6 protein-coding genes are annotated in these 10,788 nt (G+C 71.4%); 1 reads left to right on the top strand and 5 read right to left on the bottom strand.

All coding sequences use genetic code 11. The annotated features are described in order from the left end of the window. Positions 1 to 98: 98 nt before the first annotated feature. From ACFFNX_RS30235 to ACFFNX_RS30215, 5 genes are all read right to left on the bottom strand, one after another. On the bottom strand, positions 99 to 4,994 hold the full coding sequence (locus ACFFNX_RS30235; protein WP_378209272.1) for an NAD-glutamate dehydrogenase: 4,896 nt from the start codon (positions 4,992 to 4,994) through the stop codon (positions 99 to 101). 25 nt (positions 4,995 to 5,019) lie between these two features. Beyond that, positions 5,020 to 5,826: a tryptophan 2,3-dioxygenase gene (locus ACFFNX_RS30230; protein WP_378209271.1), complete on the bottom strand. Its 807-nt coding sequence runs from the start codon at positions 5,824 to 5,826 to the stop codon at positions 5,020 to 5,022. A 111-nt stretch (positions 5,827 to 5,937) separates the two neighbouring features. After that, positions 5,938 to 7,905, bottom strand: coding sequence for an acetoacetate--CoA ligase (locus ACFFNX_RS30225; protein ID WP_378209273.1), 1,968 nt, complete (start codon positions 7,903 to 7,905; stop codon positions 5,938 to 5,940). 155 nt (positions 7,906 to 8,060) lie between these two features. Continuing rightward, entirely contained in the window at positions 8,061 to 8,948 is an 888-nt protein-coding gene (locus ACFFNX_RS30220) for an aminoglycoside phosphotransferase family protein (protein WP_378209270.1), read from the bottom strand. Between the two features lie 34 nt (positions 8,949 to 8,982). After that, positions 8,983 to 9,852: an SDR family NAD(P)-dependent oxidoreductase gene (locus ACFFNX_RS30215; protein ID WP_378209269.1), complete on the bottom strand. Its 870-nt coding sequence runs from the start codon at positions 9,850 to 9,852 to the stop codon at positions 8,983 to 8,985. Between the two features lie 71 nt (positions 9,853 to 9,923). Here ACFFNX_RS30215 and ACFFNX_RS30210 point away from each other — a divergent pair. Next, positions 9,924 to 10,788 (top strand): LysR family transcriptional regulator (locus ACFFNX_RS30210; protein ID WP_378209268.1); only part of this gene is annotated, 865 nt, incomplete at its 3' end.

The following is a 10,788-nucleotide window of genomic DNA, read 5'->3' as shown; positions in this document are numbered from 1 at the left end:
GCCGAGGCGCACCTGTGGCTGTGGCCCGGCGACACCGGCTCCGGCCCGGCCGCCGCTGACCGGCCGGCCCATCGCCGGGCCGGCCGTCCGTCCGTCTCTCAGGCGGGGAGGGTCGAGGCGGTGACCAGCGTGCGGATCGCGCGCAGGGCCACCGACAGCGTCGCGACGCCGAGGTTGTCGCTCTCCCAGATCTCGCCCAGCGTCTGCGCGGCGCGGGCGACGGCGGCGCTGTTCTTCTCCGACCAGATCGCCAGCCGCTGCTCCGGCGCCACCCCCGCCTCGCTGGTGACGAGGACGTCGCGGGCCAGGGCGGCGTGCGCGGCGTACAGGTCGTCGCGCAGGGCCGACCGGGCCATGGAGTTCCACCGGTCGTCGCGCGGGAGGGCGATGATGCGCTCGCGCAGGCGGGACAGCTGGAGGCGTTCGGCCAGGTCGAAGTAGACCTCGGCGACCTCCTCCGGCGGCCGTCCGGTGCTGTGGGCGATCTCCACCAGGTCGAACGTGGAGAACGCCGGGACCATCATCGCCACCTGCTCGGCGAGCTGGTCGGGCACGCCGGCCTCGGTGAACCGGTCGCGGCGCTCCTCGAGGCCCTCCAGGTCGCGGCCGACCAGCAGCTTGGGCATGTGCGCCGCGAGCGCCGCCGCGCCGGACGCGAAGAAGTCCACGGTGTCGCGGATGTCGAACGGCATCCGGCGGTTGTGCAGCAGCCAGCGGGCGCCGCGCTCGGTCAGCTTGCGGGCCTCCAGCCGCATCCGGATCTGCGTCGCGGTGTCGACCTGGTAGTCCAGCCCGTCCACCGACCGCCAGAAGCCCTCCATGCCGAACACCTCGCGCGTCACGAGGTAGGCGCGGGTGATGTCGGAGGCGGACGCACCGGTCTCCTCGCCCATGCGGAACGCGAAGGTGATGCCGCTGTCGTTGACCATGCTGTTCACCACGGAGGTGGCGATGATCTCCCGGCGCAGCGGGTGCCGGTCCATGTAGTCGCGGAACCGTTCGCGCAGCGGCGTCGGGAAGTACTCGACGAGCCGGCTGGCCAGGTCGGGGTCGTCGGGCAGGTCCGAGCCGCGGATCTCGTCCTCGAGCGTGAGCTTGGTGTAGGCGAGCAGCGTGGCGAACTCCGGGCCGGTGAGGCCGATCCCGGCCTGCCGGCGCTCGGCGAGCGCCTTGTCGTCCGGCAGGAACTCCAGACGCCGCTTCAGCTTGCCGTCGCGCTCCAGCTTGCGCAGGTAGCGGCCGTGGACGTGCAGCATGGACGACGCCTGCCGGCGCGAGGCGGCGAGCGCGACGTTCTGCGCGATGTTGTCGCGCAGCACCAGGTCGGCGACCTCGTCGGTCATCTCCATGAAGATCGTGTCGCGCTGCTTGTCGGTCAGCTCGCCGTCGCGGACGACCTGGTCCAGCAGGATCTTGATGTTCACCTCGTGGTCGGAGGTGTCCACGCCCGCGGAGTTGTCGATGAAGTCGGTGTTGACCAGGCCCCCGCCGAGGGCGAACTCGATGCGGGCCCGCTGGGTCAGGCCGAGGTTGCCGCCCTCGCCGATGACCTTGCACCGCAGCTCGGTCGCGTCGGCCCGCAGCACGTCGTTGGCCTTGTCGCCGACCTCGGCGTGGGTCTCGCCGGAGGCCTTGACGTACGTGCCGATGCCGCCGTTCCACATCAGGTCGACCGGCGCGGTGAGGATCGTGTGGATCAGCTCGTACGGGGTCAGCGCGTTGACCCCGCCCGGGATGCCGAGCGCCTCGCGCACCTGCGGCGTCAGCGGGATCTTCTTGGCCGAGCGCGAGTGCACGCCGCCGCCCTTGGAGATCAGCGAGGTGTCGTAGTCGGCCCATGAGCTGCGCGGAAGCTCGAACAGCCGCTTGCGCTCGCGGAACGAGGTGGCCGGGTCCGGGTCGGGGTCGAGGAAGATGTGCCGGTGGTCGAAGGCCGCGATGAGCCGGATGTGCTCCGACAGCAGCATGCCGTTGCCGAACACGTCGCCGGACATGTCGCCGACGCCGACGACGGTGAAATCCTCGTTCTGCACGTCGACGCCGAGCGAGCGGAAGTGGTACTTGACCGACTCCCAGGCGCCGCGCGCGGTGATGCCCATGCCCTTGTGGTCGTAGCCGACCGAGCCGCCCGAGGCGAAGGCGTCGCCGAGCCAGAAGCCGTACGAGGCGGCCACCTCGTTGGCGATGTCGGAGAAGGTCGCGGTGCCCTTGTCGGCGGCCACGACCAGGTAGGTGTCGTCGCCGTCGTGCCGCACGACCTTCGGCGCGGGCACGACCTCGCCGCCGATGAGGTTGTCGGTGATGTCGAGCAGGCCGCTGATGAACTGCTTGTACGACGCGACGCCCTCGGCGAGGAACGCCTCACGGTCGCTCGGGTCGGGCAGCCGCTTGCACACGAAGCCGCCCTTGGCTCCGGCGGGCACGATCACGGTGTTCTTCACCGCCTGCGCCTTGACCAGGCCGAGGATCTCCGTACGGAAGTCCTCGCGCCGGTCGGACCAGCGCAGGCCGCCACGGGCGACCGGCCCGAACCGCAGGTGCACGCCCTCCAGCCGCGGGGAGTACACGAAGATCTCGAACTGGGGGCGGGGCTGCGGCAGGTCCGGGATCGCCTCGGGGTCCAGCTTCAGCGACAGGTACGGCTTGGGCGTGCCGCCCGCGGTCCGCTGGTAGTAGTTCGTGCGCAGGGTGGCGCGGATCATCGACAGGAAGCTGCGGAGGATGCGGTCCTCGTCCAGGCTGGTGACCGCGTCGAGCGCGCCCTCGATCTCCTCGGCGATGGCCGAGCCCAGCTCCTCGTGCGCGTCCGGCGCGGTGTCGGACCGTGAGCTCAGACCCGGGTCGAACCGCGACTCGAACAGCCGCACCAGCAGCCGCGCGATGCGCGGGTTGTCGACCAGCACCTGCTCGATGTAGCGCTCGCTGAAGGTGGTGCCGGTCTGCCGCAGGTAGCGGGCGTACGCGCGGAGCACCATGACCGGCCGCCAGGCGAGCCCGGCCCGCAGCACGAGGGTGTTGAACGGGTCGCTCTCCACCTCGTCGCGCCACAGCGCGGTGAAGGCGTCCTGGAACAGGTCCTTGACGTCGGACTCGTCCACGTCGGGCGACGGGACGTACCGCAGGCCCAGGTCATAGATCCAGGAGCGGCGGCCGCCCTCGGGGGCGATGCCGTACGGCCGCTCGTCGACCACCTCGACGCCCATGTCGTGCAGCAGCGGCAGAACGTGGGACAGGGAGATCGGCGGCCCGAGCCGGTACACCTTGAGGCGGCGCTCGCCGGGCTCGCCGCCGTACGGCTCGTACAGGTTGATGGAGATCTGGCCCGGCTCGGTCAGCGCCTCCAGGCGCTTGAGGTCGGCGCAGGCCGTACGGGCGGGGAAGTCGGCCTTGTAGCCCTCGGGGAAGGCGTCGGCGTAGCGGCGGGTCAGCACCCCGGAACGTTCCTCGCCGCACTGCTCGACGATCGCCTCGACCAGGTCGTCGGCCCACGAGCGGGTGGCGGCGACGAGCCGGGCCTCCACCTCGGCCAGGTCCACGTCGTCGGGCAGCGGGCGGCCGCGCTCGCCGCGCACGACCACGTGCAGGCGGGCGAGCGCGGAGTCGCCGACCATCGCGCTGTAGTCGACGCTCGTGCCGTCGAAGGCGCTGCGCAGGATCTCCTGGATGCGCAGCCGGATCTGCGTGGTGTAGCGGTCGCGAGGCAGGAAGACCAGGCACGACATGTAGCGGCCGTAGGCGTCCTTGCGGACGAACAGCCGGAGCTGCTTGCGCTCGCGCAGCCGCAGCACGCTCATCGCGATCGGGAACAGCTCGTCGGCCGAGATCTGGAACAGGTCGTCGCGCGGGTAGGTCTCCAGGATCTCGACGAGGTCCTTGCCGTCGTAGCTGTCCGAGGCGAGGCCGGCGCGTCGCAGCACCGCCCGGAGCTTGCGGTCGAGCACCGGGATGTGCTCGATGCTCTCGCTGTACGCGGCGTGGGTGAACAGGCCGAGGAAGCGGCGCTCGCCGACCACCTTGCCGTCGTCGTCGAACCGCTTGACGCCGACGTAGTCGAGGTAGGCGGGGCGGTGCACGGTGGCCCGCGAGTTGGCCTTGGTCAGCACGAGCAGCTGCGGCTCGTGCGCCTTGGCGCGCACCTCCGGCGGCAGCGAGGCGAAGCTGGTCGACTCCGGCTGGTCCGAGCGCAGGATGCCCAGGCCGGTGCCTGGAATGGCGCGCAGCCGCTCGCCGTCCTCGCCGGTCTCCAGGGTGTACTCCCGGTAGCCGAGGAAGGTGAAGTGGTCCTCGGCCAGCCAGTCGAGCAACGCGACGCCGTCGCCGATCTCCTCCTCCGGCAACGGCGGCCGCTTCTCGCGCAGCCCGGCCGCGATCGTGCGGGACAGGGACCGCATCTTGTCCTCGTCCTCGACGGCGGCGCGCACGTCGTCGAGGACCCGGCGAACGTCCTTCTCCAGGTCCTGGAGCAGCGTGCGGTCGGCCTGCCGGTCGATCTCGAGGTGAATCCAGGACTCCTCCAGCACCAGGCCCTCACCGTCGCCGTCCTCCCGCAGGTGGCCGGCCACGTCACGGCGGACGCTCAGCTGCGGATGGACGATCAGGTGGGTGGACAGCTGGTGCCGGTTCAGCTCCATCGTCACCGAGTCGACCAGGAACGGCATGTCGTCGGTGACCACCTGGACGACGCTGTGCCCGGGGTCCCAGCCATGGTCGTCGACGGTGGGGGTGAACGCGCGCACGTTGGCCCGGCCCTGCGGGCGGTCCTCGCCGAGCCGGCGGTGGGACATCGCCGGACCCCAGATGTCGGCCGGGTCGCGGGAGCCGAGATCCTCCACCGCGACATGCCGGTAGTAGAGCCGGAGAAAGCCGAGAATGTCCGCGGTCTCCTGGCGGGCGCCGTACGTGTGATGGGCACAGGCCTCCGCCGCACGGCGCAGCAGATCATCCTTGGCACGCTCGGCATCGTCGTCCGGCCGGCCCGTCGGTTCGCCGCTCATCTAAAAAATCTCCCTCAGTGCCTTCTCAGAGCAGGGTTCGCAATTCCCACAGCAACGGGTAATACCGCAGGTCAAGCCTGCTTCGGAGGTAAGGCGCGCCGGTGGAGCCACCGGTGCCCGACTTCGTGCCGATCTGCCGCTCGACCATCTGGACGTGGCGCTGGCGCCAGAGCGCGGCCATCTCGTCGTGGGTCAGCAGATCCTCCGACAGCTGCCAGAGGTCGTCGTACCGGTCGCGGTCGTGGGCCACGGTGACCAACGACTCCCGGATCTCGTCGTCGTCGCCGGCCGCGAGCCCACGCCTGCGCAGCAGCATGACGAACGCGTCCCAGAGCGTCGGTTCGGCGAGCCGGCGGTCGAGGCGTTCCCTCTCGTCGTCGGTGAGGCCGCGGAACCGTTTGACGAAGCCGGGGTCCTTGTGACCGGAGAGGAACTCCATCTCGCGGAACTGCACGGACTGGAAGCCGCTGGCGGGCGCCAGCTTCTCCCGGAAGGCCATGAAGTCCTGCGGGGTCATCGTCTCCAGCACCTGGATCTGGTCGATCAGCACCCGCTCCACCGCGTGCACCCGCCGGAACAGGTGCCGGGCCAGCCAGACCTCGTCGTCGATCATCGCCCGGCGGATCTCGCCCAGCTCGTGCAGCAGGAGCTTGAACCAGAGTTCGTAGACCTGGTGGATCGTGATGAACAGGAGCTCGTCGCGGGCGGGAGGGTCGGACTCGAGGACCTGCTGTTCGAGCAGGGTCGGCAACCTGAGGTAGGCGCCGTAGGTGAGGCGCCCCCCTTCTTCACCGAAGTTACGCCCCGGTGCGCCAGATCCGTTTCCGGGCATACCGGACTCGGAAGCGGCCGCACCACGCCGTTGTGGTGTTGCGCTCACGGCCGCCACATTAACTCGAAATCCGGGTTTCGCCGACTCGGGGACGGCGGACCGACCGTGCCACTAGTGTCCTGACGTGGGCATGAAGTGCGTCAGGACCTCGGGATTCGCCATGGCGTCGGGGTTCGCGGCCTTCTCCACGGGTGTGCCGAGCAGGATCTTGCGCACCGGCACTTCCAGCTTCTTGCCCGACAGCGTGCGCGGGATGCCCGGCACCGCACGGATCTCGTCCGGCACGTGCCGCGGCGACAGCGTCGACCGCAGCGCCGCCCGGATCCGCCCGATCACCTCCTCCGACAGCTCGACTCCGCCGCTGAGCTGCACGTACAGCAGCAGCCGCCCGTCCTGTCCCAGCTGTCCCGTGTCGACCACGAGTGAGTCGGCGATCTCGTCGAACGCCTCCACGACGCGGTAGAAGTCGGCGGTGCCCATGCGCACCCCGCCCCGGTTGAGCGTGGAGTCCGACCGTCCGTAGATGACGTTGCCGCCGTCGGGCAGGATCTTGATCCAGTCGCCGTGCCGCCAGATGCCCGGGTACATGGCGAAGTAGGACTCCCGATAGCGGTCGCCGCCCTCGTCGTTCCAGAAGTAGATCGGCATCGAGGGCATCGGCTCGGTGATCACCAGCTCGCCCACCTCGTCGATGACCGGCTCTCCGGCGTCGCCGTACGCCTCGACCTTGGCCCCGAGCCCCCGGCACTGGATCACGCCCGCGCGCAGTGGCAGCAGCGGGCACGGCCCGACGAACCCGGTGGCGACGTCGGTGCCACCGGAGAACGAGCCGACCAGCAGGTCCGCGCCGACGTGCTCGTACAGCCACGCGAAGCCCTCGGGCGGCAGCGGCGAGCCGGTCGAGCCGACCCCGCGGAGCCGGGAGAGGTCGTGGCTCTTGCCCGGTTCCAGACCGGCCTTCATCGACGCCAGGATGTACGGCGCGCCGACGCCGAAGTAGGTCACCCCGGTCTCGGCGGCCAGACGCCAGAGCGCGTCGCCGTTCGGCGCCCCGTCGTACATGACGATGGTCGCACCGGCGAGGAGGCCGCCGACCAGGTAGTTCCACATCATCCAGCCGGTCGTGGTGAACCAGAAGAAGACGTCGCCGGGCCCGATGTCCTGGTGGAAGCTGAGGGACTTGAGGTGCTCCAGGACGATGCCCCCGTGCCCGTGCACGATCGGCTTGGGCAGCCCGGTGGTGCCGGAGGAGTACAGGATCCACAGGGGGTGCTCGAACGGCACGTCGTCGAACTCCGGCGCCGCGCCGGGCCGGCGCAGGTCGTCGTACCGGATCGCGCCCTCCAGTCCGTCGGTGCCGAGGTACGGGATCAGCACGGTGGCGCCGAGCGTGGGCAGCGCCGCCTGGATGTCGCGTACGACGTCGCGCCGGTCGTAGCGCTTGCCGTTGTAGGGGTAGCCGTCCACCGCGACGAGCACCTTGGGCTCGATCTGGGTGAACCGGTCGATCACGCTGGGCGCCCCGAAGTCGGGCGAGCAGGAGGACCAGATCGCCCCGAGCGAGGCCGTGGCCAGGAAGAGCACGAGCGCCTCGGGGATGTTCGGCACGTACGCGGCCACCCGGTCGCCCCTCGTCACGCCGAGCTCGCGCAGGCCCTCGCGCGCCTCGGCGACCCGCGTGGCCAGCTCACCGTAGGTCAGGGTGCGCTCGTCGCCGGTCTCGGACCGGAAGATCACGGCCGTGACGTCCTGGTCGCGGTCGGTCCGCAGGGCGTTGCGCGCGTAGTTGAGCGTGGCACCGGGGAACCAGCGCACACCGGGCATCTCGGCACCCTCGCGCACCGGACCGCCGCCGCGCTCGCCGAGCACGCCGAAGTACGACCACACCGTGTCCCAGAAGGCGTCGATCTCGGTGACGGACCAGCGCCACAGCTCGTCGTACGAACCGAGGCCACGCTCGTCCATGAGCCCGCCGACGCGGGCCCGCTGCCGCGCCTCCTCGGACGGCTCCCACAGCAGGTCACCCTCGGTCACCGACACGTCATGGCCTCCCAGCGCTAGTGATGGCCATCCCAGCATCAGCGTGGCGGCCACGCTGTGCAACATAGAACACCACCACGAAACGGCCGGGAACCATGTGACCCGGGAATGCCGCTGGGACTTCGCGGATCCGGAGTTCCTCGCCGGATCCCGCGCACGGCCGAGGACGAGGATCCGGGGCCCCTCGGGGGCGGCTACGAGGCGAGGACCTCGCGGATGACGTGGCGGGCGTTGGCGGAGATGACCCGGTTCGTGTGCCGGTAGTACGGCAGCTGGCCGAGAGCCATGGACAGGGCCCAGCCGCGGCCGCGCGACCAGGTCGCGTCATCGACGTCCACCGCCTCCCGGAACGTCTCTCTGGCCGGGGCGGGCAACAGGTTCCAGGCGACGATCATGTCGCAGGCGGGGTCGCCGACCCCGGCCGTCGCGAAGTCGATGACCCCGGTGAGCCGCCCGTCGGTGGTGAGCAGGTTGCCGGGCATGAGGTCGGAGTGCACCCAGCACGGCGCGCCGGTCCAGGGCGGTGCGGCGAGCGATCGCTCCCAGGCGTCCGTGGCCGCCTCCGCGTCGAAGGGCTCGTCGGTATGGCGGAGCTCTTCGATCGCGGCGCGTGTGAACCCGTCGACGGCCGCCAGCGGGCCTCCGCGGTAGGCGGCGGGCCCGCCCCCGGCATCGACCCTCCGCAGCGCCGTGACGAACGCCGCCAGGTCGCGTGCCAGGAGCCGGGGCTCGGCGACCCGGCCCTCGACCGGGCACTCGCCCGCGATCCACCGGTGCACCGACCAGTCCCACGGATACCCCTCGGCGGGCTGACCGCGCCCGACGACGGCCGGAATGGCCACGGGCAGCGCGGGCGCGAGCCTCGGCAGCCACCGCTCCTCGAAGTCCAGATCCGCAACGCCTCCCGCGGTGAGGGGGATCCGGACGGTCAGCGCGTCACCGAGCCGGTAGACCGCGTTGACGGTCCCTCCGGAGGCGAGCCGCTCGACCGGCAGGTCCGCCCACTGCGGAAACCGCCCGCGAACCAGCCGTTCGACGAGCTCTGGATCGGTGTCCGCCTCGTCGGCGTGCATCTTGACCATGTGCGCGTCAAAGGTACTCGTCCGTCCTCGGTGATCACTGCGACGTCGCGGTACGGGTCCGGGCCGTCGGGGACCAGGGCAGGACCTGACCGTCGCGGACGAGTTCGCCGTAGTGGGCGGGGTCGACGGGGTCGAGGGCGAGGTTCAGGAGGGCGCGGGCCGCCTCGGCCGGGCTGGGGGCGTCGCCGACGTCCCACCACAGGGCCGAGGTCGGCGTGTTCATCATCCCGGGGCAGACGGCGGCGAGCAGGATGCCGCGCTCGGTGTCCCGCTCGCGGCGCCGGCCCGCGAGCGCGCGGACGGCGGCGACCTGGCCGATCTTGGAGGGGATGTTGACGAAGCCGGGCCAGGCTCCGGCGCGGGCGCTGCCGTCCTTGACGGCGTCGCGCCAGGCCGCGACCTGCTCGTCCACCTCGTCCAGGGACGTCAGGCCGTCGAAGCGGTCGTGGAGTTCGGCCGGCAGGTGGTGCAGCCTGCCCAGCGAGCTGGCCACGACGATCAGCCGTCCGCCGTCCCGCAGCAGTGGGGCGAAGGCGCGCAGCATCCGTGTGGTGCCGAAGTTGTTGACCTCGGTGTAGGCATCGACGATCCGGCGCGGGTCGTCGTCGGGGCCGACCCGCATCACGGCGTTGTTGAACACGATGTCGACGCCCTGGTGGCGTTCCCTCAGCCGCGCGGCGAGTCGGCCGGCGGCCTCGGGGTCGGCCACGTCGAGGAGCTCGCCGCGGACCTGGGCCCCGCCGCCGGGCATGGCGCCGACGGCCTGGGTGACGCGGTCGACGTCGCGGCCGGTGAGGTAGACGGTGTCCTGCGGGGCCATACGCGCGGCCAGTCCCTCGACCAGGGCCAGGCCCAGTCCCTGGGTGGCCCCGGTGACCAGGGCGACCTTCGGTGTGGTGATCATGCCGACCACGCTAGGAGCGGACGGGCCATGCCACCAGCGCAAGTTGCTCAAGTACGGTATGCGTAAGTGTCATGGCCTTCACCGACGCCTCCCTCACCGCGCTGCGGGTCTTCCGCGAAGTGGCCGAGCGGGGCACGCTCACCGCCGCGGCCGCCGCGCTCGGCTACACCCAGTCCGCCGTCTCCCGCCAGATCGCCTCGCTGGAACGCGCGGCGGGCACACCGCTGCTGGAGCGGCGCCACGACGGTGTACGCCTGACGCCCGCCGGGCACGTCGTGGTGCGCCGCGCCGCCACCGTGCTCGACCAGGTCGACGCCACAGCGCGTGAGCTGGCCGGTCTTCCCGACGAGCACGGCACGGTCCGGCTCGGCTGGTTCGCCAGCGCGGGGGCCGGGGTGGTGCCCCGTGCGCTGGCCGCGTTGCGCCGTACGCACCCGGGCATCACCGTGATCACTCGCGAGGGCAGCACACCGGCGCTGGTCCGCGCCTTGCGCGCCGGGACGCTCGACCTCGCCCTGGTGGCATCGGCGCCGCCGTTCCGCCCGCTCGACACCGAGACACCGGCCCTGGAGTTGCGCGTGCTCGCCGAGCGAAGCCTGCGCCTGGCGGTGCCCGCCGCCCATCCGCTCGCGCGGGGCGACTTCGTCGACGTCGCCGACCTGCACGGCCGGCGCTGGATCGCCGGATCGGGCGATGACCAGGTGATGGGGGTCTGGCCCGGCCTGGACGAGCGGCCCGAGATCGCCCACACCGCACGCGACTGGCTGGCCAAGCTGCATCTCGTCGCCGCCGGCTGCGGCATCACCACCGTGTCGGCCTCGCTCGCCGCCACCGTTCCCGACGGGGTCAAGATCCTGCCGGTCCGGGGCGGGCCACGAGAACAGCGGCGCATCCTGCTCGCGCGGCTGCCGCGGCTGCGGCCCGAGGTCGCCGGCC

It is taken from the genome of Actinoallomurus acaciae, from assembly GCF_042429965.1.
GTDB lineage: Bacteria > Actinomycetota > Actinomycetes > Streptosporangiales > Streptosporangiaceae > Actinoallomurus > Actinoallomurus acaciae.
The sequence above is the reverse complement of the archived record's forward strand: the minus strand, read 5'-3'. Positions and strand labels throughout refer to the sequence as shown.

Bases quoted from the DNA above. Each gene is read 5' to 3' on its own strand.
- ACFFNX_RS30215 (WP_378209269.1), bottom strand. From the start codon at position 9,852: ATGATCACCACACCGAAGGTCGCCCTGGTCACCGGGGCCACCCAGGGA.
- ACFFNX_RS30220 (WP_378209270.1), bottom strand. From the start codon at position 8,948: ATGGTCAAGATGCACGCCGACGAGGCGGACACCGATCCAGAGCTCGTC.
- ACFFNX_RS30235 (WP_378209272.1), bottom strand. From the start codon at position 4,994: ATGAGCGGCGAACCGACGGGCCGGCCGGACGACGATGCCGAGCGTGCC.
- ACFFNX_RS30225 (WP_378209273.1), bottom strand. From the start codon at position 7,905: ATGCTGGGATGGCCATCACTAGCGCTGGGAGGCCATGACGTGTCGGTG.
- ACFFNX_RS30230 (WP_378209271.1), bottom strand. From the start codon at position 5,826: ATGCCCGGAAACGGATCTGGCGCACCGGGGCGTAACTTCGGTGAAGAA.